This is a genomic window from Limimaricola sp. AA108-03 (genome assembly GCF_050847355.1).
Lineage (GTDB): Bacteria > Pseudomonadota > Alphaproteobacteria > Rhodobacterales > Rhodobacteraceae > Limimaricola.
In genome coordinates, this window is the sequence record NZ_CP193755.1 from 2,278,859 (window position 1) to 2,302,012 (window position 23,154).

The 23,154-nt window shown below is 68.5% G+C and carries 23 protein-coding genes; 12 read left to right on the forward strand and 11 right to left on the reverse strand.

Annotated features, from left to right (window positions below; all coding sequences use genetic code 11):
- The first annotated feature begins 13 nt into the window (after positions 1-13).
- Positions 14-2,317, forward strand: a complete 2,304-nt coding sequence (locus tag ACRAQ3_RS11120) for an NADP-dependent malic enzyme (protein ID WP_432254661.1) — start codon at positions 14-16, stop codon at positions 2,315-2,317.
- A 152-nt stretch (positions 2,318-2,469) separates the two neighbouring features.
- Positions 2,470-4,377, forward strand: coding sequence for an AMP-binding protein (locus tag ACRAQ3_RS11125; protein ID WP_432254662.1), 1,908 nt, complete (start codon positions 2,470-2,472; stop codon positions 4,375-4,377).
- Between the two features lie 7 nt (positions 4,378-4,384).
- Here ACRAQ3_RS11125 and ACRAQ3_RS11130 read toward each other — a convergent pair whose 3' ends face one another.
- A complete protein-coding gene (locus tag ACRAQ3_RS11130) occupies positions 4,385-5,149 on the reverse strand; it encodes an NAD kinase (protein WP_085895609.1) in 765 nt (254 codons plus the stop codon).
- 170 nt (positions 5,150-5,319) lie between these two features.
- Here ACRAQ3_RS11130 and glyA point away from each other — a divergent pair, with 170 nt between their 5' ends.
- Entirely contained in the window at positions 5,320-6,615 is a 1,296-nt protein-coding gene (glyA, locus tag ACRAQ3_RS11135) for a serine hydroxymethyltransferase (RefSeq protein WP_432254663.1), read from the forward strand.
- 16 nt (positions 6,616-6,631) lie between these two features.
- On the opposite strand, the gene ACRAQ3_RS11140 is transcribed toward glyA, so the two are convergent.
- Positions 6,632-6,994, reverse strand: coding sequence for a hypothetical protein (locus ACRAQ3_RS11140; RefSeq protein ID WP_133056293.1), 363 nt, complete (start codon positions 6,992-6,994; stop codon positions 6,632-6,634).
- A gap of 106 nt (positions 6,995-7,100) precedes the next feature.
- On the opposite strand from ACRAQ3_RS11140, the gene ACRAQ3_RS11145 reads away from it, so the two are divergent.
- On the forward strand, positions 7,101-7,850 hold the full coding sequence (locus ACRAQ3_RS11145; RefSeq protein ID WP_432254664.1) for an alpha/beta fold hydrolase: 750 nt from the start codon (positions 7,101-7,103) through the stop codon (positions 7,848-7,850).
- A gap of 88 nt (positions 7,851-7,938) precedes the next feature.
- Complete coding sequence (locus tag ACRAQ3_RS11150) at positions 7,939-8,148, forward strand: DUF3072 domain-containing protein (protein WP_432254665.1); 210 nt, start codon at positions 7,939-7,941, stop codon at positions 8,146-8,148.
- A 28-nt stretch (positions 8,149-8,176) separates the two neighbouring features.
- On the opposite strand, the gene ACRAQ3_RS11155 is transcribed toward ACRAQ3_RS11150, so the two are convergent.
- Complete coding sequence (locus ACRAQ3_RS11155) at positions 8,177-9,025, reverse strand: DUF2971 domain-containing protein (protein WP_432254666.1); 849 nt, start codon at positions 9,023-9,025, stop codon at positions 8,177-8,179.
- A gap of 32 nt (positions 9,026-9,057) precedes the next feature.
- Positions 9,058-10,857: a translation elongation factor 4 gene (gene lepA, locus ACRAQ3_RS11160; protein WP_432254667.1), complete on the reverse strand. Its 1,800-nt coding sequence runs from the start codon at positions 10,855-10,857 to the stop codon at positions 9,058-9,060.
- 206 nt (positions 10,858-11,063) lie between these two features.
- On the opposite strand from lepA, the gene ACRAQ3_RS11165 reads away from it, so the two are divergent.
- The 5 genes from ACRAQ3_RS11165 (at position 11,064) to ACRAQ3_RS11185 (ending at position 15,945) form a co-directional block, all read left to right on the forward strand.
- On the forward strand, positions 11,064-11,363 hold the full coding sequence (locus tag ACRAQ3_RS11165) for an arginine transporter (RefSeq protein WP_432254668.1): 300 nt from the start codon (positions 11,064-11,066) through the stop codon (positions 11,361-11,363).
- A gap of 37 nt (positions 11,364-11,400) precedes the next feature.
- Positions 11,401-12,399: a methylmalonyl Co-A mutase-associated GTPase MeaB gene (gene meaB / locus ACRAQ3_RS11170; RefSeq protein WP_432254669.1), complete on the forward strand. Its 999-nt coding sequence runs from the start codon at positions 11,401-11,403 to the stop codon at positions 12,397-12,399.
- Between the two features lie 123 nt (positions 12,400-12,522).
- Positions 12,523-12,813: a 50S ribosomal protein L28 gene (gene rpmB / locus ACRAQ3_RS11175; protein WP_085895602.1), complete on the forward strand. Its 291-nt coding sequence runs from the start codon at positions 12,523-12,525 to the stop codon at positions 12,811-12,813.
- A 151-nt stretch (positions 12,814-12,964) separates the two neighbouring features.
- Complete coding sequence (gene hrpB, locus ACRAQ3_RS11180; RefSeq protein WP_432254670.1) at positions 12,965-15,373, forward strand: ATP-dependent helicase HrpB; 2,409 nt, start codon at positions 12,965-12,967, stop codon at positions 15,371-15,373.
- A 125-nt stretch (positions 15,374-15,498) separates the two neighbouring features.
- Positions 15,499-15,945 carry an NUDIX hydrolase gene (locus ACRAQ3_RS11185; RefSeq protein WP_242665516.1) on the forward strand — a complete coding sequence of 149 codons (447 nt, stop codon included), beginning with the start codon at positions 15,499-15,501 and terminating at the stop codon, positions 15,943-15,945.
- Positions 15,946-15,949: 4 nt separating this feature from the next.
- Here the strand turns inward: ACRAQ3_RS11185 and ACRAQ3_RS11190 are convergent, their stop codons facing one another.
- From ACRAQ3_RS11190 to ACRAQ3_RS11210, 5 genes are all read right to left on the reverse strand, one after another.
- Positions 15,950-16,651, reverse strand: a complete 702-nt coding sequence (locus ACRAQ3_RS11190) for a haloacid dehalogenase type II (RefSeq protein WP_432254671.1) — start codon at positions 16,649-16,651, stop codon at positions 15,950-15,952.
- 41 nt (positions 16,652-16,692) lie between these two features.
- On the reverse strand, positions 16,693-17,214 hold the full coding sequence (locus tag ACRAQ3_RS11195; protein ID WP_432254672.1) for a GNAT family N-acetyltransferase: 522 nt from the start codon (positions 17,212-17,214) through the stop codon (positions 16,693-16,695).
- Positions 17,211-18,137, reverse strand: a complete 927-nt coding sequence (argF, locus tag ACRAQ3_RS11200) for an ornithine carbamoyltransferase (protein ID WP_432254673.1) — start codon at positions 18,135-18,137, stop codon at positions 17,211-17,213. Before argF ends, ACRAQ3_RS11195 begins: the two co-directional genes overlap by 4 nt.
- Before the next feature lie 88 nt (positions 18,138-18,225).
- Positions 18,226-18,726: a GNAT family N-acetyltransferase gene (locus tag ACRAQ3_RS11205; protein ID WP_269396103.1), complete on the reverse strand. Its 501-nt coding sequence runs from the start codon at positions 18,724-18,726 to the stop codon at positions 18,226-18,228.
- Positions 18,716-19,900, reverse strand: coding sequence for an aspartate aminotransferase family protein (locus ACRAQ3_RS11210; protein WP_432254674.1), 1,185 nt, complete (start codon positions 19,898-19,900; stop codon positions 18,716-18,718). The genes ACRAQ3_RS11205 and ACRAQ3_RS11210 overlap by 11 nt, the downstream gene beginning before the upstream one ends.
- A 254-nt stretch (positions 19,901-20,154) precedes the next feature.
- Between ACRAQ3_RS11210 and ACRAQ3_RS11215 the strand changes: the two genes are divergently transcribed.
- A complete protein-coding gene (locus ACRAQ3_RS11215; protein ID WP_269396105.1) occupies positions 20,155-21,087 on the forward strand; it encodes an ATP-binding cassette domain-containing protein in 933 nt (310 codons plus the stop codon).
- Entirely contained in the window at positions 21,084-21,875 is a 792-nt protein-coding gene (locus tag ACRAQ3_RS11220) for an ABC transporter permease (protein ID WP_432254675.1), read from the forward strand. The genes ACRAQ3_RS11215 and ACRAQ3_RS11220 overlap by 4 nt, the downstream gene beginning before the upstream one ends.
- Here ACRAQ3_RS11220 and ACRAQ3_RS11225 read toward each other — a convergent pair.
- Both ACRAQ3_RS11225 and ACRAQ3_RS11230 read right to left on the reverse strand, forming a co-directional pair.
- Positions 21,860-22,318, reverse strand: a complete 459-nt coding sequence (locus tag ACRAQ3_RS11225; protein ID WP_432254676.1) for a GNAT family N-acetyltransferase — start codon at positions 22,316-22,318, stop codon at positions 21,860-21,862. The two genes, ACRAQ3_RS11220 and ACRAQ3_RS11225, sit on opposite strands and share 16 nt — an antisense overlap.
- Positions 22,315-23,118, reverse strand: a complete 804-nt coding sequence (locus ACRAQ3_RS11230) for an ABC transporter permease (RefSeq protein WP_269396108.1) — start codon at positions 23,116-23,118, stop codon at positions 22,315-22,317. Before ACRAQ3_RS11230 ends, ACRAQ3_RS11225 begins: the two co-directional genes overlap by 4 nt.
- Positions 23,119-23,154 lie beyond the last annotated feature (36 nt).

Below are 23,154 nucleotides of genomic sequence, written 5' to 3' on the forward strand. Positions count from 1 at the left end.
GAGAAGCGACGCGATGGCCGATAGCACAGACGACAACGCCCGCGCGGGCTCCGACAGCCTGCGGCAGGCGGCGCTCGACTACCATCGGCTGCCCAAGCCCGGCAAGCTGGAGATCCGCGCCACGAAACCGCTGGCCAATGGCCGGGACCTGTCCCGCGCCTATTCCCCCGGCGTCGCCGAGGCCTGCCTCGAGATCAAGTCTGACCCCGACACGGCGCGCGACTACACCTCGCGCGGCAATCTCGTTGCCGTCGTCACCAACGGCACCGCGGTGCTGGGGCTTGGCAATATCGGCGCGCTGGCCTCCAAGCCGGTGATGGAGGGCAAGGCGGTGCTCTTCAAGAAATTCGCCAATATCGATTGCTTCGACATCGAGCTGGAGCAGAGCGATCCCGAGAAGCTGGCCGAGATCGTCTGCGCGCTGGAGCCGACCTTCGGCGCGATCAATCTGGAGGACATCAAGGCGCCGGATTGCTTCATCGTCGAGAAGATCTGCCGCGAACGGATGAACATCCCGGTCTTCCACGACGACCAGCACGGCACGGCCATCGTGGTGGGGGCCGCGGCCACCAACGCGTTGCGCGTGGCGAAGAAGAGCTTCGGCGAGATCAAGGTCGTCTCGACCGGCGGCGGCGCGGCGGGCATCGCCTGCCTCGACATGCTGGTCAAGCTCGGGGTGAAGCGCGAGAACATCTGGCTTTGCGACATCAACGGCCTTGTCCATGAGGGACGCGAGGACGAGGCGATGACGCCGCAGAAGGCGACCTTCGCGCAGCCCGGCGGGCCGCGCGGGCTCGGTGACGTGATCGATGGCGCCGACCTGTTCCTCGGCCTTTCGGGTCCGAACCTGCTGGCGCCCGAGATGGTGGCGCGCATGTCCGACCGGCCGATCATCTTCGCGCTCGCCAACCCGACGCCCGAGATCATGCCGGAGCTGGCGCGCGAGGTGAAACCGGACGCGATCATCGCCACCGGGCGCTCGGACCGGCCGAACCAGGTCAACAACGTTCTGTGCTTCCCCTTCATCTTCCGCGGCGCGCTCGACGTGGGCGCGACGACGATCAACGACGAGATGAAGATCGCCTGCATCGAAGGCATCGCGGCGCTGGCTCGCGCCACCACCTCGGCCGAGGCCGCCGCCGCCTATAGCGGCGAACAGCTCAGCTTCGGGCCCGACTACCTGATCCCCAAGCCCTTCGATCCGCGGCTGATGGGCGTGGTCGCCTCCGCCGTCGCCAAGGCCGCGATGGAAACCGGCGTCGCGGCGCGGCCGATCGACGACATGGACGCCTACAAGCGGCGGCTCGACAGCTCGGTGTTCAAGTCGGCGCTGCTGATGCGGCCGGTCTTCGACGCCGCACGCTCGGCCACCCGCAAGATCGTCTTCGCCGAGGGCGAGGACGAGCGGGTGCTGCGCGCCGCGCATGCGATCATCGAGGAGACCACGGACACGCCGATCCTGATCGGTCGTCCCGACGTGATCGAGACCCGCTGCGAGCGCGCCGGGCTGACGATCCGCCCCGGCATCGACTTCGAGATCGTGAACCCGGAGAACGACCCGCGCTACCGCGACTACTGGGGCACCTATCACGAGATCATGGCGCGCAAGGGCGTGACCCCTGATCTCGCCAAGGCGATCATGCGCACCAACACCACCGCGATCGGCGCGGTGATGGTGCATCGCGAGGAGGCCGACAGCCTGATCTGCGGCACCTTCGGGCAGTATTTATGGCACCTCAACTACATCGAGCAGGTGCTCGGCACCAAGGAGTTGCGCCCGGTCGGCGCTCTGTCCCTGATGATCCTCGAGGACGGGCCGCTCTTCGTGGCCGACACCCAGGTCCACGCCGAGCCCAGCCCCGCGCAGATCGCCGAGACGGTGGAGGGCTGCGCGCGGCACATCCGCCGCTTCGGCATCGCGCCGAAGATCGCGCTGTGCTCGCATTCGCAATTCGGCAATCTCGACATCTCCTCGGGCCGCCGGATGCGCGCCGCGCTGGAGATCCTCGACGCCGAGCCGCGCGATTTCGCCTATGAGGGCGAGATGCATGTCGATGCCGCGCTCGATCCCGAGCTGCGCGAGAGGACCTTCCCCGGTGCGCGCCTTTCCGGAGCCGCGAACTGCCTCGTCTTCGCCAACACCGACGCGGCCTCGGGCGTGCGCAACATCCTCAAGATGAAGGGCGCGGGCCTCGAGGTCGGCCCGCTGCTGATGGGCATGGGCAACCGGGCCCATATCGTAACGCCCTCGATCACCGCGCGCGGGCTGCTCAACATGTCGGCCATCGCCGGCACGCCGGTCGCGCATTACGGCTGAGATCCTCGGGGGAGGCGCGACCTCCCCCGTGCTTCATTCTCCAAAAAGGCGAACACCGCCGCCCCTGCCGAAAGGGGCGGTGTCGGGGCGCGCGTGACGCTTGCCCCAAAGCCTTGCCCGGGCGTAGGATTCCGTCCGGAGGGAGGACGGATATGACATATGCGGACGTCTATGAGAGCTGGCGCTCGGACCCCGAGGGGTTCTGGATGGGTGCGGCGCGCGCCATCGACTGGCACCGTTTCCCGAGCCGGGCCCTGTCGGAGGAGGCCGATCCGGTCCCGCTCTGGTATCCCGACGGCATGGTCAATGGCTGCCACAACGCGCTCGACCGGCACGTGGCCGAGGGACGGACGCATGACGTGGCGATCATCCATGACAGCCCGGTCACCGAAAGCCGCACCGAGATCACCTATGGCGAGCTTCTGGGCCGGGTCGCGCGGCTGGCGGGCGCGCTGAAGGCGCGCGGCGTGACCAAGGGCGACCGCGTCGTCATCTACATGCCGATGATCCCCGAGGCGCTGGAGGCGATGCTGGCCTGCGCCCGGATCGGCGCGATCCACTGCGTCGTCTTCGGCGGCTTTGCCGCCCGCGAACTCGCCGTGCGCATCGACGACTGCAAGCCGAAGGCGATCCTCGCCGGCTCCTGCGGGATCGAGCCGCACCGCGTCGTTGCCTACAAGCCGCTTCTGGACGCGGCGCTGATCGAGGCCGAGCACAAGCCGGAATTCTGCGTGATCCTGCAACGCCCGCAGGCGATGGCCGGGATCGAGCACGGCCGCGACATCGAATGGCATGATTTCCAGGAGGAGGCCGAGCCCGCCGACTGCGTGCCGGTCGAGGCCAACCACCCCGCCTATATCCTCTACACCTCCGGCACGACGGGAAAGCCCAAGGGCGTAGTGCGCCCCACCGGCGGGCATCTGGTGGCGCTGCACTGGACCATGAAGAACGTCTACGCCACCAACCCCGGCGAGGTGTTCTGGGCCGCCTCCGACGTCGGCTGGGTCGTGGGCCACAGCTATATCTGCTACGGCCCGCTGATCCACGGCAACACCACCCTGATCTACGAGGGCAAGCCGGTGGGCACGCCCGATGCGGGCGCCTTCTGGCGCGTGATCGCCCGCAACAAGGTCCGCACCTTCTTTACCGCCCCCACGGCGCTGCGCGCGATCAAGCGCGAGGATCCCGAGGGGCGGATGGCACGGGATCACGACCTTTCGGGGCTTCGGGCAATCTACCTCGCGGGCGAGCGGGCCGATCCGGACACGGTGGCCTGGGCGCGCGAGATCACGAATGTCCCGGTCTACGATCACTGGTGGCAGACCGAGACCGGCTACACCATCACGGGGAACCCGGTGGGGATCGAGCCGCTGCCGGTCAAGGACGGCTCCTCGACCGTGCCGATGCCGGGCTACGACATCCGCATCCTCGACGAGACGGGACAGGAGAAGCCGCGCGGCGCCTTGGGCGCGGTGGCGATCCGTCTGCCGCTGCCGCCGGGCACGCTGATCGGCATCTGGGGCGACGAGGCGCGGTTCCGGCGCAGCTACCTCTCCGCCTATCCCGGCTTCTATGCCACCGGCGATGCCGGGATGATCGACGAGGACGGCTATGTGTCGATCCTCGCCCGGACCGACGACGTGATCAACGTGGCCGGGCACCGCCTCTCGACGGGCGGCATGGAGGAGGTTCTGGCCGATCATCCCGACGTCGCCGAATGCGCGGTGATCGGCGTCGCCGATCCTCTCAAGGGGCAGCTGCCGATGGGGTTCCTCTGCCTCAACCGCACCTGCGCCCGGCCACCCGAGGAGATCCTGCGCGAGGCGGTCGATCTGGTGCGCGAACGCATCGGCCCGGTCGCGGCGTTCCGGCTTGCCGTGGTGGTGGAGCGGCTGCCCAAGACCCGTTCGGGCAAGATCCTGCGCTCGACCATGGCGAAGCTCGCAGATGGCGAGGATTTCGCGATGCCCGCCACCATCGACGACCCCGCGATCCTCGACGAGTTGCGCGCGGCGATCGCGCCGCTGGGCTACGGCGTGCCGAGAGAGGCGGTGAGCTGAGCGCCGCTCAGGCGAACTGCTCGCGGATCAGCCGTTCCTCCAGCCCGTGGCCGGGGTCGAACAGGATGCGGTGCCGCACCCGCGGCTCCGAGCGGATCTCGACCGCGATCACGTCGCGCACCAGCCGGCTGTCGGCATCGGCCATCACCGGCCGCTTGTCGGCCTCCAGCACCTCGAAGCGCACGGTGGCGGCGGTGGGCAGCAGCGCGCCGCGCCAGCGTCGGGGCCGGAACGGCGCGATGGCGGTGAGCGCCAGCACGTCGGCCCCGATCGGCAGGATCGGGCCATAGGCGGAGTAGTTGTAGGCGGTCGAGCCCGCGGGCGTGGCGACCAACGCCCCGTCGCAGACCAGCTCCTCGAGCCGCACCCGCCCGTCGACGATCACCTTCAGCTTGGCCGCCTGCGGCCCTGCCCGCAGCAAACTCACCTCGTTGATCCCGAGACCCCGATGCATCTCGCCCGAGGATGTCTCGGCGGTCATGGCCAACGGGTTGATGATCGCCTCCTCGGCGGCGGCGAGCCGGTCCGGCAGATCGTCCTCGGAGAAGGCGTTCATCAGGAAGCCCACGGTGCCGCGATTCATCCCGTAAACCGGCAGGTCGAGCCCCTCGGTCGCATGCAGCGTCTGCAGCATGAAGCCGTCGCCGCCCAGCGCCACCACGACATCCGCCTCGTCCAGCGGGCTGTCGCCGTATCGTTCCGCGAGCCGTGCCCGCGTTTCCTGCGCGATGCTGGCCTCGCTGGCCAGAAAGGCGATGCGGTCGGTGCCCAAATCTCTTTCCCCCCGGATGCTGCGCCTAGTTTGTCGGCCAGCGCTTCCCGAAAGGCAAGCGGCGGGCGATTTCGCCGCGAAGCGCCCATGCTGCGACGGTTTCGGGGCTTTTGGCCCTCTTGTCGCTGGGTTAAGAGAGCCGCGACGCAACCCCGCACGAGGTGTCCGAGATGAACGCATCCACCCGCGACGACGGCTTCTTCACCGAGAAGCTCGCCACCCGCGACCCCGAGATCGCCAAGGCGATCACCGACGAACTCGGCCGCCAGCGCCACGAGATCGAGCTGATCGCGAGCGAGAACATCGTCTCGGCCGCCGTGCTCGAAGCGCAGGGCTCGGTGCTCACCAACAAATACGCCGAAGGCTACCCGGGGCGCCGCTATTACGGTGGCTGCCAGTTCGCCGACGTGGCCGAGAACCTCGCCATCGACCGGGCCCGCCAGCTCTTCTCCTGCGAATTCGCCAACGTGCAGCCCAACTCCGGCTCCCAGGCGAACCAGGGCGTGTTCCAGGCGCTTCTGCAGCCCGGCGACACCATTCTCGGCATGAGCCTCGACGCGGGCGGCCACCTGACCCATGGCGCCAAGCCGAACCAGTCGGGCAAGTGGTTCAACGCGGTCCAGTACGGCGTACGCCAGCAGGACCAGCAGATCGACTACGACCAGATCCAGGCGCTCGCCACCGAGCACCAGCCGAAGATGATCATCGCCGGCGGCTCGGCGATCCCGCGGATCATCGACTTCCCGCGGATGCGCGAGATCGCCGACAGCGTCGGCGCCTATCTCCTCGTCGACATGGCGCATTTCGCCGGCCTGGTGGCTGCGGGCATCTACCCCTCGCCCTTCCCGCATGCGCATGTGGCCACCACCACCACGCACAAGACCCTGCGCGGCCCGCGTGGCGGCATGATCCTCACCAATGACGAGGCCATCGCCAAGAAGGTCAATTCGGCGATCTTCCCGGGCATCCAGGGCGGGCCGCTGATGCATGTTATCGCCGGCAAGGCCGTGGCCTTCGGAGAGGCGCTGCGCCCCGAGTTCAAGTCCTATCAGCAGCAGGTGGTGAAGAACGCCCAGGCGCTCGCGGATCAGCTGATGAAGGGCGGGCTCGACATCGTCACGGGCGGCACCGACAGCCATCTGATGCTCGTCGACCTGCGCCCCAAGGGCGTGAAGGGCAACGCCACCGAGGACGCGCTGGGCCGCGCCCACATCACCTGCAACAAGAACGGCATTCCCTTCGACCCCGAGAAGCCCGCCGTGACCTCCGGCATCCGCCTCGGCTCGCCCGCCGGCACGACGCGCGGCTTCGGCGAGGCCGAGTTCCGACAGATCGCCGACTGGATCGTCGAGGTGACCGAGGGGCTCGCGGCGAACGGACCCGAAGGCAATGCCGAGGTCGAGGCGAAGGTGCGCGGCGAGGTCGAGGAGCTGTGCAAGCGGTTCCCGCTCTACCCCGAGCTCTGAGACGGTCGGCGCGGGGTCAGAGGACCTCGCGCCACAGCACGCCCGCGATCAGCGCGGCGATGAGGATCGTGGCGACGGTGCGCGCCCGCTTGATCCAGACCGCCCGGCGCAGCGCCTGTCGCAGCTCGTCCGGCTCCTCGGCCATCAGCCAGCTTTGCACGGTGACATAGGCCGTCTCCACCCGCTCCATGTCGATCGCCTCGGCGCGGCCGGGCAGCTTGGCCACCGCCTCGGCGGCGGCGAGGAAGCGGGCGCGCGACAGGATCTCGGGGGGCAAGGCCGGCGCGGCGCGGTCGAGCCGGTCGCCAAGGTTGCGGCCCTCGACCCCTGCCCTGTCGGACAGGAGCCGGGAAATCTCGCGCGTCCAGACGGTTATCATGGTGCGGTCCATGTCTTGTGTTAGCGTCCCCGCGCCCGGCACTCAATGGTCCGTATCGGCATCGCCGGGACTGGCGTCCGGCGCTTGCGGCGCTACAACATGCCCCATGCTGAACACCATCCTCACCGGAGAACCCTCCGACCGCCCGCCCCTTCTGATCGTCCACGGCCTGTTCGGCTCGGCCCGCAACTGGGGCGTCATCGCGCGCCGCCTGGGCGAGGACCGACAGGTCATTGCCGTGGACATGCGCAACCACGGTGACAGCCACTGGACCGAGCGCCACGACTATTTCGGCATGGCCGAGGATTTGGCCGAGGTGCTGGAGAGACACGGCCCCGCCGACGTGCTGGGCCACTCCATGGGCGGCAAGGCGTCGATGGTGCTGGCGCTGACCCGCCCCGAGCTGGTGCGCCGCCTCGTCGTGGCCGACATCGCGCCGGTCGCCTATGGCCACGACCAGATCGACAACATTCGCCGGATGAAACAGGTCGATCTGGAGGCCATCGCCAGCCGCGCGGAGGCGACCGAGATGATGGGCGATCTGGAGGCCGCGACGGCGGCGTTCTTCCTGCAATCGCTCGATCTTCAGGAGAAGCGCTGGAAGCTGAATCTCGACGTGCTGGAGCGCGACATGGAGACGATCCTTGGCTTTCCCGAGGTGGATGGTCGCTACGACGGCCCGGCGCTGTTCCTGTCGGGGGCGAACTCCTCCTACGTGACCGAGGACCATCACGACGCGATCCGGGCGCTGTTCGCCGATCCCTCCTTCGAGCGGATCGAGGGCGCCGGGCATTGGCTGCATGCGGAAAAGCCGCGCGAGGTCGAGGCGGCGGTCAGGGGCTTTCTCGAAGGCTGAGACGCGCCTCGCGCCGGTGTGATCATCGGCGCGGGGAACGATGCGGCGCGTGGAACATTATACGAACTCCAACCCAGGAGATCGTGCCATGACCGACAACCCCAAGAGCCAGCCGCAGGGCAACGCCGAGAAGGACCCGGAGGATTGGGTGACCGGCGACGAGCCGATGACCGGCGCGCAGGCGAGCTATCTCAAGACGCTGTGCGAGGAGGCCGGGGAAGAATTCGACGATAGCCTGACCAAGGCCGAGGCCAGCGAGCGGATTGACGCGCTGCAGGAGAAGAGTGGGCGGGGGTGAGCACAGAACGAGCTAGGGCAAAGTAATGCTATCTAACCAAACAGTCAGAACGCGAAACCTTTACATCAACATATCCCAACTCTGAAATCATTTTGGTTATGTCTGCAATTGAGGCTTTACTCGCTGGCCCTAATATTATCTCGGAAACTGCGCGCTGGTGTGAGTGAACCCCATTACGTCGCTTGCCAAAGTGAAATGGTACATAGCTTATTTCCTCACATCCGCGCTCTCGGATCATTGGCTTCTGCCAGTACCCCTCCATACCATCGGGATAGGCCCATGAAGCAATTTCTTGGTCACTAGCGCCGGGGGCTTTCTTAGGCTGGCTATAACAGAGCCTGAGCTCTTTTTCATAGGCCCAAGATGCATGTTTTGTCTGCGTTATTCTTGCAGCAGCATAGGCAGTAGCTTCGATCCAAAAGATATTGTCGTGGTACCCACCTGAACCAGCGAATGTATTAGCTATTGCCAAAACAGTTGATCGCACCTCATGCTGGGCATTTCCTTCCAGATAGGAAACACGCTGCAGCCTCCCAGGCATGTCGGCTATTGCCGCGGGTCTAAAACCGATTGCGCAACCCGACCCGCCTGCTCCGTACTCTCTCCACATTGGGAGAGAGTCACGCAATGGGGTAAAGCATGCCGTAAATACATTTATGTTGGATCTAAATCCCGCAAGTCTGCCAGCTAATAATGAGAGAAAAAGCCCCCGCTCTCCGGCATACTCCGTATGTCGAACGGATTTCAGCGCTTCTACTACTTGCTCATATCCGAGTTCCAGCTCTCGGGGGTCATTTGACGCCGCTAAGTCCGACAACCAAAGTGTTCTGCTCCGCAGAATACTCTCGACACCGTCAAGCGACGAATACTGGTACAAGGGAAAATCGGGCCGTACTTCCAAGAACGCCACTAGCTATCCATTTTCAACGCAGAGATGAACGCTTCCTGCGGAATGTCGACCTTCCCGAACTGGCGCATCTTCTTCTTGCCCGCCTTCTGCTTGTCCAAGAGCTTGCGCTTTCGCGTGGCGTCGCCGCCGTAGCACTTGGCGGTCACGTCCTTGCGCATCGCCGACAGCGTCTCGCGGGCGATCACCTTGCCACCGATCGCGGCCTGGATCGGGATCTTGAACATGTGGCGGGGGATCAGCTCCTTGAGCTTCTCGACCATCGCCCGGCCCCGCATCTCGGCCCGGTCGCGATGCACCATCATCGACAGCGCGTCGACCGGCTCGTCATTGACGAGGATCGACATCTTCACGAGGTTGTCCTGCCGGTAGCCGGTGATCTGGTAATCGAAGCTGGCATAGCCCTTGGTCACCGATTTCAGACGGTCGTAGAAGTCGAACACCACCTCGTTGAGCGGCAGGTCGTAGACCACCAGCGGGCGCGAGCCGGCATAGGTCAGCTCCTGCTGGATGCCGCGCCGGTCCTGGCACAGCTTGAGCACGTCGCCCAAGTAGTCGTCGGGGACCATGATCGTCGCCTTGATCCGCGGCTCCTCGATATGGTCGACATGGGTGAGGTCGGGCATGTCGGCGGGGTTGTGCAGCTCGTGCATCGTGCCGTCGCGCATGTGGACATGGTAGACCACCGAAGGCGCTGTGGTGATCAGGTCGATATCGTATTCGCGGTCGATCCGGTCGCGGATCACCTCGAGATGCAGCAGCCCGAGAAAGCCGCAGCGGAAGCCGAAGCCGAGCGCGGCCGAGGTCTCCATCTCGTAGGAGAAGGAGGCGTCGTTCAGCGCCAGCTTCTCGATGGCGTTGCGCAGGTCCTCGAACTCGGCCGAATCCACGGGGAACAGCCCGCAGAACACCACCGGCACCGACGGCGCGAAGCCCGGCAGCGGCTTGTCCGCGCCCTTCTTCTCGTGGGTGATGGTGTCGCCGACCTTGGTGTCGCGCACCTGCTTGATCGAGGCGGTGAGAAAGCCGATCTCGCCCGGCCCCAACTCGTCCACGGGGAGCATCCCGGGCTTGAACACGCCGATCCGGTCGACCTGGTGCACCGTGCCGTTCTGCATGAACTTGATGCGGTCGTTCTTCCTGAGCACGCCGTCCATGATCCGCACGAGGACCACGACGCCGAGATAGAGATCGTACCACGAATCGACCAGCATCGCCTTCAGCGGCGCGTCGCGGTCGCCCTTGGGCGCGGGCAGGCGGTGCACGATCGCCTCCAGCGTCTCGCGGATGCCCTCGCCGGTCTTGGCCGAGACCAGCATCGCCTCGGAGGCGTCGATGCCGATCACGTCCTCGATCTGCTCCTTGATCCGGTCCGGCTCGGAGGCCGGCAGGTCGATCTTGTTCAGGACCGGGACGATCTCGTGATCCGCGTCGAGCGCGTGGTAGACGTTGGCGAGCGTCTGCGCCTCGACCCCTTGGGTCGAATCGACGACCAAGAGCGAGCCCTCGACCGCGCGCATCGAGCGGGAGACCTCGTAGGCGAAATCGACATGGCCGGGCGTGTCGATCAGGTTCAGAACGTAGGTCTCGCCGTTCAGCGCCTTGTAGTCGATGCGGACGGTCTGCGCCTTGATGGTGATGCCGCGCTCGCGCTCGATGTCCATGCTGTCGAGCAGCTGGGCCTTCATCTCGCGGTCCTGCACCGTCCCGGTCGACTGGATCAGCCGGTCGGCAAGCGTCGATTTACCGTGGTCGATATGGGCCACGATGGAGAAGTTGCGGATGTGCGAAAGCTCGGTCATGGCCCGCATATGAAGGGGTTCGAGCTTTCGGTCAATGGGGCGGCGCGGCGGCTGCGCGCGCATGCGCTCACGCCATCGTGAGGGAGCCGCGGCGGCGCCGCCGCGCGGTCGAATTGCGCAAGGCTGCGGAGTGCGGCATCTTGGCGCCCGGCAGAGCAGCACCGCGATCCGGGTCAACCCGGGCCGGTCAGACGGGGAATACGGGCATGCGCATCATCATATCCATCATCGCGCTTACGGCGCTGGCGGCCTGCGGCGGCGGGCGCCCCACCGGCGCGATCAGCCGCGCCTGCGAGGCGAGCGACCGACCCGGCGCCAACCCGGCGCTGTGCTCCTGCGTGCAGGGCGCGGCGAACGCGATGCTTACGGGAAGCGAGCAGCGCCGGGCGGCCAAGTTCTTCAAGGACCCGCAAAAGGCGCAGGACACCCGGCAGCAGGATGGCCAGGAGGCGTTCTGGCGCCGTTACAAGGCGTTTGCCGATCAGGCCGAGGCGATCTGCCGCTGAGGCTGGACAGGCGGCGCCCTCGCCGCGACAAGGGGCCATGAGCATCGAGATCGAGGATCTGGCCGCGCGTCTCGTCGCGGGCGAGCGGCGGGCGCTGGCGCGGGCGATCACGCTGGTGGAAAGCACCCGCGCCGATCACCGCGCCGCGGCCGAGGCATTGCTGGACCGACTCGCCGATCCCGACCGCACGGCGCTGCGCGTCGGGCTCTCGGGCACGCCCGGCGTCGGCAAGTCGAGCTTCATCGAGGCGTTGGGACTGCGGCTCGTGGAAGATGGCCACCGCGTGGCGGTGCTCGCGGTCGATCCCTCCTCGGCCCGCTCGGGCGGCTCGATCCTGGGCGACAAGACCCGGATGGAGCGGTTGAGCCGCGAGCCCCGCGCCTTCATCCGCCCCTCCCCCGCCGCCGCCCAGCTGGGCGGCGTGGCGCGGCGGACCCGCGAGGCGATGCTGCTGTGCGAGGCGGCGGGCTTCGACGTGGTGATCGTCGAGACGGTGGGCGTGGGCCAGTCCGAGACGCTGGTGTCACGGATGACCGACGTGTTCCTGCTGCTGCTGGCCCCCGCCGGCGGTGACGAATTGCAGGGGGTGAAACGCGGCATCATGGAGATCGCCGACCTCGTGCTCGTCAACAAGGCCGATGGCGATCTCGCGGCGCAGGCGCAGCGCACCCGCGCCGATTACGCGGGCGCGCTGCGGCTGATGCGCCGGCGCGACACCGACCCCGAGGGCATCCCGGCCGCGCGCACCGTTTCGGCACTCACCGGCGAGGGGCTCGCCGAGGCCTGGGCCGAGGTGGAACGGCTTGCCGCTTGGCGGCGCGACAGCGGCGTGACGGCGCGGGTGCGCGCCGCGCAGGCGGGCCAGTGGTTCGAGGACGAGCTGCGCGCCGGCCTCGAGGCCCTGCTCGCCTCGGACAGCGAACTCGCCGCGCGGCTGGAGCGCCTGCGCGCCGAGGTCGAGGCCGGTCGCGCCGCGCCCGGCGCCGCGGCGCGCGCGGCGCTCGAGCCGCTGGTTCGGGCGCTGCGGGACGCTTGACGCGGCCATGGAATCCCCGTAAGGCCCCCTGACCGAATTCATGGCCCGGCCCCGTTGCCGACGCCGTATCCGTGCCTTCGGGCTCGGATTTCTGCCAGGCCCCGAGACACGAAGGATGAGACCATGTCGCGCCGCTGCGAACTGACCGGAAAAGGCCCGATGACTGGCAACAATGTCAGCCACGCCAACAACAAGACCCGTCGCCGCTTCCTGCCCAACCTGCAGGATGTGACGCTGCTGTCCGACACGCTGGGCCGCGGCTTCAAGTTCCGCGTCTCGTCGCACGCGCTGCGTTCGGTCGATCACCGCGGCGGCCTCGACGCCTTCCTCGCCAAGGCGAAGGAAGAGGACCTGTCGGCGGCCGCGCTGAAGGTCAAGAAAGAGCTCGCGAAGGCCGCTTCGGCCACCGCCTGATCCCTTCGGATCGCGAAGACCAAGGCCCGGCCCTCCCGCGAGGTGCCGGGCCTTTTCGCATGCCTTCGACTTTGTTCCTGAAATACGCCGGGGGAGCCGCCCAGCGGGCGGCGGGGGCAGCGCCCCCTGCCCGGCCAGACCGAGGCGCGACATGACCCGACTGCCGATCGACGATGCCCTGCCCGAGCTGCTCGCCGCGCTGAAGAGCCGAGGACAGGCGGTGCTGATGGCCCCGCCCGGGGCCGGCAAGACGACGCGGGTGCCCTTGGCGATGCTGGGTCGCATCTCCGGCCGCATCGTCATGCTGGAGCCGCGTCGCCTCGCCGCGCGCGCGGCGGCCATGCGAATGGCCGCGACGCTGGGGGAACGGGTCGGTGAAACGATAGGCTTCCGCATCCGGGGCGAGGCCAAGGTCTCCAAGGCGACGCGGATCGAGGTCGTGACCGAAGGCATCCTGACGCGGATGATCCAGTCCGACCCCGAATTGTCGGGCGTCGGGGCGGTGATCTTCGACGAGTTTCACGAACGCTCGCTCAACGCCGATCTCGGTCTCGCCCTTTGCCTGGAGATCCGCGGCGCCCTGCGCGAGGATCTGGTGCTCGTCGCGATGTCGGCGACCCTCGACGCACAGCCCGTGGCGGATCTGATGGGCGCGCCGGTTGTGATCTCCGAAGGGCGCAGCTTTCCGGTCGAAACCCGCTGGCTCGAGCGACCGCTCGGGCCCCGCGCCCGGTTGGAGCCGGAACTGGCGGCGCTGGTGGAACGTGCGGCGGCCGAGGCGGCGGGTTCGATCCTCGTCTTCCTGCCCGGCGAGGGCGAGATCCGGCGTGTGCAGGGCCTGCTGGAGGGACGGCTTCGCGGCTGCGAGGTGCTGCCGCTCTACGGCGCGCTGCCGCCGGCGCAGCAGGCGGCGGCGCTCGAGCCCGGTTCGGGCCGCCGGGTGGTGCTGGCCACCGCCATCGCCGAGACCTCGCTGACGATCCCCGACATTCGCGTCGTCGTCGATGCGGGCCGCGCCCGCCGGGCCCGGTTCGACCCGGGCTCCGGCATGTCGCGGCTGGTCACCGAGAGGGTCACCCGGGCCGAGGCGGCGCAGCGGGCGGGACGCGCGGGCCGGGTCGCGCCCGGCGTGGCATACCGGCTCTGGACCCGCGGCGAGGAGGGCGCGCTCGCGGCCTTTCCCGACCCGGAGATCGCCAGCGCCGATCTTGCGCCGCTGGCGCTCGAGCTGGCGCTGTGGGGCGCCCGGTCCCTGCCCTTCCTGACGCCGCCGCCCGCTCCGGCGCTCGCCGAGGCGCAGGCGCTCCTGCGCGATCTGGGCGCGCTCGACGGCATGGGCACGATCACCGCGCATGGTCGCCGCCTCGCCGCGCTGCCGCTGCATCCGCGGCTCGGTCACATGCTGGAGACCGCCGGAGCGCAGGCCGCGCCGCTGGCCGCTTTGATGGGTGAGCGCGACCCGCTGCGCGGTGCCGGCGCCGACCTGTCCCTGCGCCTCGCCGCTATCGCCGGACGGCGCGATTTGCCCGCCCCGCCCGACATGGGCGCGCTGTCGCGAATCCGCGACGAGGCAAGGCGGCTGTCGCGCGGCCGCGCCCAGGGGCCGGAGATGTCGCCGGGCGCGATGGCGGCGCTCGCCTATCCCGACCGGATCGGGCTGAGGCGGCCCGGCGACGATCCGCGATGGCTGCTGTCCGGCGGGCGCGGCGCGGTGATGCCGGGCTCGGACGCCCTCGCGGGGGCGCGGCTGATCGTGGCGACGGATCTCTCGGACGATGTGCCCGAGGCCCGCATCCGCCTCGCCGCCCGGATCGAGGAAGCGGAACTGCGCGAGGCCTTCGCAGACCGGATCGAGGAGGTCGCCCTGTGCGAGTGGTCGAGGCGCGAGAACCGTGTCACGACCCGGCTGCAGGAGCGGCTCGGCGCGATCGCGCTCTCGGACCGGATCTGGCGCGATGCGCCCGGGGATGCGGTCGCGCGCGCCATGCTCGACGGGGTGCGCCAGCTCGGCCTGCGCCCCTCCCCCGCCGCGGAGCGGTTCCGCGCGAGGGTGCGGCTGGTGCGCGTGGGCGGTGCCGACCTGCCGGACCTGTCGGACGCGGCGCTGATGGAGCGGCTGGAAGAGTGGCTTCTGCCCTATCTGGGCGGCGTGAAGACCGCCGGCGACTGGAAGGGTTTCGACCTGTTGGGCCCATGGCGGGCGATGCTCGACTGGAACCAGTCCCAGCTTCTCGACCGCGAAGCACCGCCCGCCTACACCACGCCGCTGGGGCGGCAGGTGCCGATCGATTACGGTGACGCGCAGCCCGAGGTCTCGCTCAGGCTACAGGAGGTCTTCGGCGTCGAACGGCACCCCGTGATCGGTGGCACGCCGCTGAAGATGACGCTGCTGTCGCCTGCCGGTCGGCCGGTGCAGGTGACCGACGACCTGCCCGGTTTCTGGGCCAGCTCCTATGCGGATGTGCGCAAGGACATGCGCGGCCGCTACCCGCGTCACCCATGGCCCGAGGACCCGACCGAGGCGGCGCCGACCCTGCGCGCCAAGCCACGCGGGACGTAGCGGCAATCGGCCGATATGCTTCAGCTCGCCAAGGAAGCTGAATGGGTCAGATTGCATTACCTGTTCATGATGTTATGTTACCCGGCACAAGAACAAGAACGGTACGCGTTATCCGAGGCAGCCTTATGACCCCCAAGGACCTTCCGGGCGAGATGTCCGGCAGTTACACCACCCCGATCCACCGGCAGCTCGCTGCCCTGTGCCACCGCAAGGGCAAGAAGGGCCGCGAGGTGCTTCTCGTCACCTCCTCCGAGGGGCGCTGGATCCTGCCCAAGGGCTGGCCGATCGAGGGCATGCGCGACAGCGACGCCGCCCTCGTCGAGGCGTGGGAGGAAGCCGGGGTGCGCGAGGGCAAGGTCAAGCGCAAGCCGGTCGGCACCTTCGTCGCGGTCAAGCTGTCGAAGCATGGCGACGAGGAGATCTGCGTCACCCGCGTCTTTGAGGTGAAGGCCAAGACCGTGCTCGACGACTATCCCGAGGTGAAGCGGCGCGACCGGCGCTGGGTCCCGGCCAAGGTGGCGGCGCGGCTGGTCACCGAGGACGGGCTGCGCGAGATCCTGCGGGAAATGTGATGCCTCAGCGCGCGCCGATCAGCCGGTCGACCACCTGCATCAGCGTCTCGCCTTCGGCATCGGCGGGCGCCATCACGGCGCTGCGCGGCCGTCCGTTCCGGGTGACGTAGCCGGTGATCAGCCCGGCGCTCCGCGCGCCTTGCACGTCCCAGCCATGCGCCGCGACAATGGCGAGCCGCTCGGGCGCGACGCCGATCCGCGCGGCGGCGTGGTGATAGACCCGCGCGGCGGGCTTCCAGCGGCCAGGCTCGTCGACCGAGATCACCCGGCCCACGAAGTCCGACAGCCCGTTGCGCTCGACCAGCGCGCGGGTGACCTTTTCGCTGCCATTGGTGAGGATGGCGACCGGCAACCCGTCTCGCTTCAACCGCTGCATCGCGGGCAGCACGTCGGGTTCCGCGTCGAGTTCGGTAAAGCCCGAAAGGATCGCCTCGATCCTGGGGCTGCGCTCCTCGATGCCTTGCGCTTTCATCATCGCTTCGAGCATGGCTTCCGCGAGCTCGCGAAACGGCTTGTAGATGTCGAGCGCGCAGAGCGCGAAGGCATCGCGCAGCATCTGCGCGAACCACGTCTCCAAGGCGTGGCCGGGAAGCCCCGCCGCTTCGATACGCGGCCGCAGGCTTTCGAGGGAAAACAGGGTTTCCACCGCGTCGAAGGCGATGGCATCGGGGCGGGCGGGGCATGGGGCGGTCTCCGGGCAGGGCATCGAGGGCCAACGCGAACCGCCGAGCCGCGTTCCCGGGGCACTCAGATGGCGCGGGCGTAGTGCAGCAGTTGCAGCGGCACGCCGCGCAGCTCGGCCGGCGGCAGGTCACGTCCGGTGGGCGTGAAGCCATTGGCCTCGAGCACCCGGATCGAGGCGGCGTTGCGGGTGGCCACCTTCGCTTCTAGGCGCGCGATCCCCGCATCCCGCGCCAGCGCGATCACCGCCGCCAGCGCCGCCTTGGCGAGACCCCGCCCCGCATGATCGGGGCCGATCCGGTAGCCGACCTCGGCGCATGGCCCCTCGGGCGTCTCTGTGAGTCCGGTGAGATTGACCCGCCCCATGATCTCGCCCCCAGGACTGCGCACCAAATAGAACCGGTCCCGCCCCGCCTCCGGCCCCTCCAGCAGCTCGCGCAGGAACCCGCGCAGCGTCTCGGGATCGAAATAGCCTGCCGGGCGCGGCGGCACCTCGCGCTCGAACCAGTCGCTGCTGGCCATCTCGAATGCCGCCAGTGCCTCGGCGTCCTCGACCTTGAGCGGCTCTAGGCGAAATTCGGGCGTCACGCGCCCAGGCACCAGCGCATCACCGCCTTCTGCGCGTGCAGCCGGTTCTCGGCCTCGTCGAAGATCACCGAATGCGGCCCGTCCATCACCTCGCTCGTCGCTTCGTCGTCGCGATGCGCGGGCAGGCAATGCATGAACAGCGCGTCGGGCTTGGCCCGGCCCATCAACTCGGCATTGACCTGGTAGCCGCGCAGCTGGTTGTGCCGCCGCTCCTTCGCCGATTGCGGATCGTGCATCGACACCCAGGTGTCGGTGACCACGAGATCCGCGCCCTCGACCGCCGCCATCGGGTCGCGAACGATCTCGATATTGGCGCCCGCCTCCCGGCACGCCGCGAGGATCTCTGGATCGGGGTCGAGCGGCTTCGGGCCGGTGAAGACGAGATCGAAGCCGAACCGGGCGCTCGCATGGGCGAAGCTCGCGAAGACGTTGTTGCCGTCGCCTGACCAGACCACCCGGCGCCCCTTGATCGGGCCGCGATGCTCTTCGAAGGTCATGATATCTGCCATGATCTGGCACGGATGTGTGCGGTTGGTCAGGCCGTTGATCACCGGCACGGTGGCGTTCTCGGCCATCTCCAGCAGGGTCTGCTCCTCGAAGGTCCGGATCATGATCAGGTCGACATAGCGCGACAGCACCCGGGCCGTGTCGGCGATGGTCTCGCCGTGGCCGAGCTGCATGTCGGCGCCGGACAGCACCATGGTCTGGCCGCCCATCTGGCGCACGCCGACATCGAAGCTCACCCGGGTGCGGGTCGAGGGCTTTTCGAAGATCAGCGCCACCATGCGCCCGTCGAGCGGCTTCTCGTCGTCGCACATGCCCTTGGGGCGGCCCCTGCGCGCATCCTTCATGGCGCGGGCATGGTCGATCATCGCGCGCAGATCGTCCGTGGGGGTGGGCAGGATGTCGAGGAAATGGGTCATGTCGGTCTCCCGGGTCGGATGGCGGAGGGGGGGCGCTGCCCCCCGTCGCTTGCGCGACTCCCCCCGGCGTATTTGAAGAAAGATGAAATCATGCCGGCTCGAGCAGCATCAGCCGGATCGGCGTGCCGTCCTCGCAGGGCAGGATCGTGTCGCCGGCGAAACCGGCGCGCAGATAGGCCGCGATGGCGCGGGTGTTGTCGGGCGCGGGATCGACCGCGACCAAGGGCGCGCCTGCCGCGATCAGTTGCAGCGCGCGGGCGCGCAGGAAGGCCGCGCCATGGCCGCGCCCGAGATAGGCCGGATCGCCGAGGAAGGCGTCCATGCCGCGCGCGCGCCTTTGCAGATGCGCGTAATGCGGCATGTCGTAGAAATGGACGTCGTAATCCTGGACATAGGCAAAGGGATGCGCCCGGTGCTCGACGATGCGCATGTCGGTGCCGGTGTTGCCCTCGGCCCAGTCGCGCTCGATCTCGGCCCATTCGGTGGCGGCGTCGCCCCACCAGCCGTCGATATGCGGCTCCGCCAGCCAGCGGTCGAAGAGCCGCCGGTCCGAGGCGACCAGCGGCCTGAAGCGGTAGTCAGCCGGCATCGGACCCGATCCGCCCCGCCGCCCGGTCGAGCCGCGCCAAGGCCTCGTCGACCTCGGCCTTGGTGATGTTCAGCGGCGGCAGCAGCCGCACCACGCTGTCGGCGGCGGGCACGGTGAGCACGCCCTCGGCATAGCCCGCCTGCACCAGATCGGCGGGGGCCGCCTTGCACTTCAGACCAAGCATCAGCCCGGTGCCGCGCACGCTTTCGAACACCTCCGGGTGCGCCGCCACGAGGCCCTCGAGGCCTTGGCGCAGCCGCCCGGCCCGTGCCCGCACCCCTTCGAGAAACCCCTGATCGGCAACGATCTCCATCACCTTCGCGCCGACCGCGCAGGCCAAGGGGTTGCCGCCATAGGTCGAGCCGTGTGTGCCAGCGGTCATCGCCGAGGCCGCCGCTTCGGTGGCCAGCACCGCCCCCAGCGGGAAGCCGCCGCCGATGCCCTTGGCGACCATCATGATGTCCGGGGTCACGCCGGCCCATTCATGGGCAAAGAGGCGGCCGGTCCGGCCCATGCCGCACTGCACCTCGTCGAAGATCAGCAGCGCGCCGATGTCGTCGCACAGATCGCGCAGCCCCTTCAGGCACTGGTCGGGCACCGGCCGGATGCCGCCCTCGCCCTGCACCGGCTCGATCAGGATCGCGCCGACATCCGCCTGCGCTGCGGCCTCGCGCAGCGCCTCGTGATCGCCCCATGGCAGCTGGGTGAAACCGGGCAGCAGCGGCCCGAAGCCCTTGGTCATCTTCTCGGTACCGACGGCGGCGATCGCCGCCGAGGAGCGGCCGTGGAACGCGCCTTCGAAGGTGAGGATGCGCGTGCGCTGCGGCTCGCCCTTCTCGTGCCAGTACTTGCGCGCCATCTTCACCGCGAGTTCCATCGCCTCGGTGCCCGAATTGGTGAAGAAGCAGGTGTCGGCAAAGCTTGCCTCGACGAGGGCGTCGGCGAGCCGCTGCTGCGCCGGGATCTGGTAGAGGTTCGAGACGTGCCACAGCGCGTTCGCCTGTGTGGTCAGCGCGTCCACGAGATCGGGATTCGCATGGCCCAGCGCGTTGACGGCGATGCCGGCGCCGAGATCGAGATATCGCCGCCCGTCCTCGGTCTGCAGCCAGACGCCCTCGCCCTTCACGAAGGACAGGGGCGCGCGGTTGTAGGTCGGCAGGATCGAGGGGATCATGGCAATGGTCCTTCAAGAGGCCCCGTTGGTGCCGCAGCGGCAGGGGCAAGTCAATTGTCGTGGGGGAAGCGGGACGCAAAATGAGCCGCGTCGCGAAGCGGGTGAGCTTCAGCGTCGGCGTCGGGCGGCGGCAAAGGCGGCGATCTGCGTCATGCGCGCGACGTTAGGCGAGGAATACCGGGACGGAAAGAGGAAAACGGCGCCGCGCGGGCCCGCGCATGCTAGCCTTCATCGAAAGACGAGGGAGGTATCGCATGCAGGAGGATCTCGCGATCCGCGCGCGCGGGCTGCGGCGCAGCTTCGGCGATCTCAGGGCGGTGGACGGCATCGATCTCGACGTGCCGCGCGGCATGATTTTTGCCATTCTCGGCCCCAACGGCGCCGGCAAGACCACGCTGCTGCGGATGCTCGCCACGCTGACCCGGCCCGATGCGGGCTCCGCGCAGGTGATGGGACACGATCTCTCGGAGCATCCCGAGAAGGTCCGCGCCGCGATCGCCATGACAGGGCAGTTCGCCTCGCTCGACGAGGATCTGACGGGGCGCGAGAATCTGGTGATGCTGGCCCGGCTCTGGGGGTTCGGCTGGCGCGCGGCCAAGGCGCGGGCCGGCGAGCTTCTGGCCGCGTTCGACCTCGCGGAGGCGGCCCGGAAACAGGTCAAGGACTACTCGGGCGGGATGCGCCGCCGCCTCGACATCGCCGCCTCGCTGATCGTGACCCCGGGGGTGCTGTTTCTCGACGAGCCGACCACCGGGCTCGACCCTTCGGCCCGCGCCGGGGTCTGGCGGCTGATCCGGGGGCTCTCGGCCGAAGGGGTGACGATCCTGCTCACCACCCAGTATCTCGAAGAGGCCGACCAGCTCGCGGGCCGCATCGCGGTGATCGACCATGGCCGCAAGATCGCCGAAGGCACCAGCCGCGAGTTGAAGGCGCAGACCGGCTCGGGCGTGCTGCATGTCACGCCGCTCGACCCGGGCAACCGCGCGATCGCGCTGGGCATTCTCGGCGAGGCGGCGCAGGCCGACCCCGAGGGGGCGCGGCTCTCGGTGCCGGTCACCGACGACGCCGAGGCGGCGGCGCATCTGGCGCGGCTGGCGGAGGCGGGGATCAGGCTCGCGGAATTCTCGCTCGGCGCGCCGAGCCTCGACGAGGTGTTCTTCGCCCTGACCGGAAAGGAGGCCGCATGAGCATCCCCCTGCCCCGCGGCCCGCGCCCCGCTGCCCCCTCGCCCGCCTCGAGCGCGCTGACCTTCGCATGGCGCGCGGTGCTCAAGTTCCGCCACGTGCCCGAGCAGCTGTTCGACCTCGTCATGACGCCGATCATGTTCACGCTGCTTTTCACCTTCATCTTCGGCGGCGCGCTGGCCGGGTCGTCCACCGCCTATCTGCAATGGTTCATTCCCGGCATCCTCGTGCAGACCACCGTGTTCAACACCGTCTATTCCGGGATGGGGCTGTCCACGGATCTCTCCAAGGGGCTGTTCGACCGGTTTCGGAGCCTGCCGATCTGGTCGCTCGCCCCCTTTGCCGGGCTGATGGTGGGCGACATGCTGCGCCACTCCATCGCGGGCGCGATCATCCTCGGCATCGGTCTGGCATTGGGCTACCGCCCCGAGGCGGGGCTGACGGGCATCCTCGCCTCATTCGCGCTGCTCTTGGCGATCGGCTTCGGCTGGGGCTGGATCTTCATCGTGCTTGGACTTCTGGTGCGCACGCCGATGACGGTGATGACGCTGGGCTTCGCGGTGCTGTTTCCGGTGACCTTCGCCTCGAACATCATGGTCGATCCCGTGACCATGCCGGGCTGGCTGCAGGCCTTCGTGGCGGTGAACCCGGTCTCGCTGATGACCACGGCGATGCGGGCGCTGATGGCAGGCACGGCGACGCTGGGGGAGATCGGCCTCGCGCTGCTCGGCCCGGCGATCCTGACCGCGCTTCTGGCGCCGCTGACGCTGGCGCTCTACCGCCGCAGGTAGCGCCGCCAGCGCAACCGCTCGGGACGCGGCGAGGGCACGGGGGTGAACAGGTTGCGCTCCAGCACCCGGATCGAGCCGGCATTGCCCGGGTCGGTCTCGGCGAGAAGCGCCGCGAGCCCTTCGTCCGACGCGCGCTCGATGAAGGCGCCGACCGCCGCGCCGGCGATGCCGCGCCCGCGCTGGGCCGGTGACACCGCGTAGCCGAACTCGGCATGGCCCGCCGGGTCGGGCAGCTTCGAAACCACGAAGCCGACCATGAGGTCGCCCTCGGTGATCAGGCAGGTGCCCCAGCCCTGTGCCGCCCGCAGATCCTCGCAGCGCCGGGCGATCAGCATCGCGGTGGTCACGGTGACCAGCCCGGCCTCCGGCAGCTTCAGCCCCTGCGGCGGCAGACCGACGGCGAGGCGCTCGAAATCGGCCGGGACGGCGTCGCGCAGCTTCACGGCTTGAGCCTGTAGCCTTTCTCGAGCCAGGCCCAGGCCAAGCCGAGAACCACCATGCAGGAAACCACCGCGATGCCGAGGCCGAGAACCGGCGAGCTGTCGGAAACGCCGATCATGCCGTAGCGCGCCCCGTCGATCAGGTAGAAGAACGGGTTGGCATGGCTCAGCGTCTGCAGGAATCCCGGCAATGCGTCGATCGAGTAGAAAGTGCCGGACAGGAAGGCGAGCGGGGTCACGAGGAAATTGGTGATCGCCGCCAGCTGATCGAATTTCTGCGCGTAGATCCCGGCGATCAGGCCCAGCGCGCCCATGAAGATCGACCCCAGCACCCAGAAGGCGAGGGCCCAGATCGGATGCGCGAGACCGACACCGAGAAACAGCCAGACGCCCGTGGCGATCACCGTGGCGACGATCAGGCCGCGCGCCACCGATCCCGCGACATAGCCCGCCAGCACCTCGGCCGAGGAGAGGGGCGCCATCAGCGTGTCGACGATGTTGCCCTGCACCTTGGCCGAGGCGAGGGAGGACGAGGTGTTGGCGAAGGCCTGCTGGATCACCGTCATCATCAACAGGCCCGGCGCGAGGAAGTGCAGGAACTCCACCCCCATCACGTCGCCGCGTCGCGGCCCGATGGCGATGGTGAAGATCAGCAGGAACAGCGCCGCGTTGATCAGCGGCGCCATCACCGTCTGCGCCCAGACATTGAGGAAGCGGCGGATCTCGCGGATCGCGAGCGTGGCGGTGCCCAGCCTGTTGAACCGGCCGAAGCGGCGGATGCCCTGGTCTGTATCGATGCTCATTTGCGCACCTCCTAGGGCCCGGGTTGTAGCCGTCAC

Excerpts from the sequence above, each read along its gene's own strand:
- meaB (WP_432254669.1), top strand. The coding sequence starts at position 11,401 with ATGAGCATCGAGATCGAGGATCTGGCCGCGCGTCTCGTCGCGGGCGAG.
- ACRAQ3_RS11165 (WP_432254668.1), top strand. The coding sequence starts at position 11,064 with ATGCGCATCATCATATCCATCATCGCGCTTACGGCGCTGGCGGCCTGC.
- argF (WP_432254673.1), bottom strand. The coding sequence starts at position 18,137 with ATGACCCATTTCCTCGACATCCTGCCCACCCCCACGGACGATCTGCGC.
- ACRAQ3_RS11145 (WP_432254664.1), top strand. The coding sequence starts at position 7,101 with ATGCTGAACACCATCCTCACCGGAGAACCCTCCGACCGCCCGCCCCTT.
- ACRAQ3_RS11215 (WP_269396105.1), top strand. The coding sequence starts at position 20,155 with ATGCAGGAGGATCTCGCGATCCGCGCGCGCGGGCTGCGGCGCAGCTTC.
- ACRAQ3_RS11205 (WP_269396103.1), bottom strand. The coding sequence starts at position 18,726 with ATGCCGGCTGACTACCGCTTCAGGCCGCTGGTCGCCTCGGACCGGCGG.
- ACRAQ3_RS11220 (WP_432254675.1), top strand. The coding sequence starts at position 21,084 with ATGAGCATCCCCCTGCCCCGCGGCCCGCGCCCCGCTGCCCCCTCGCCC.
- ACRAQ3_RS11190 (WP_432254671.1), bottom strand. The coding sequence starts at position 16,651 with ATGCCCTGCCCGGAGACCGCCCCATGCCCCGCCCGCCCCGATGCCATC.
- ACRAQ3_RS11120 (WP_432254661.1), top strand. The coding sequence starts at position 14 with ATGGCCGATAGCACAGACGACAACGCCCGCGCGGGCTCCGACAGCCTG.
- ACRAQ3_RS11210 (WP_432254674.1), bottom strand. The coding sequence starts at position 19,900 with ATGATCCCCTCGATCCTGCCGACCTACAACCGCGCGCCCCTGTCCTTC.
- lepA (WP_432254667.1), bottom strand. The coding sequence starts at position 10,857 with ATGACCGAGCTTTCGCACATCCGCAACTTCTCCATCGTGGCCCATATC.
- ACRAQ3_RS11125 (WP_432254662.1), top strand. The coding sequence starts at position 2,470 with ATGACATATGCGGACGTCTATGAGAGCTGGCGCTCGGACCCCGAGGGG.
- hrpB (WP_432254670.1), top strand. The coding sequence starts at position 12,965 with ATGACCCGACTGCCGATCGACGATGCCCTGCCCGAGCTGCTCGCCGCG.
- rpmB (WP_085895602.1), top strand. The coding sequence starts at position 12,523 with ATGTCGCGCCGCTGCGAACTGACCGGAAAAGGCCCGATGACTGGCAAC.
- ACRAQ3_RS11230 (WP_269396108.1), bottom strand. The coding sequence starts at position 23,118 with ATGAGCATCGATACAGACCAGGGCATCCGCCGCTTCGGCCGGTTCAAC.
- ACRAQ3_RS11140 (WP_133056293.1), bottom strand. The coding sequence starts at position 6,994 with ATGATAACCGTCTGGACGCGCGAGATTTCCCGGCTCCTGTCCGACAGG.
- glyA (WP_432254663.1), top strand. The coding sequence starts at position 5,320 with ATGAACGCATCCACCCGCGACGACGGCTTCTTCACCGAGAAGCTCGCC.
- ACRAQ3_RS11150 (WP_432254665.1), top strand. The coding sequence starts at position 7,939 with ATGACCGACAACCCCAAGAGCCAGCCGCAGGGCAACGCCGAGAAGGAC.
- ACRAQ3_RS11185 (WP_242665516.1), top strand. The coding sequence starts at position 15,499 with ATGACCCCCAAGGACCTTCCGGGCGAGATGTCCGGCAGTTACACCACC.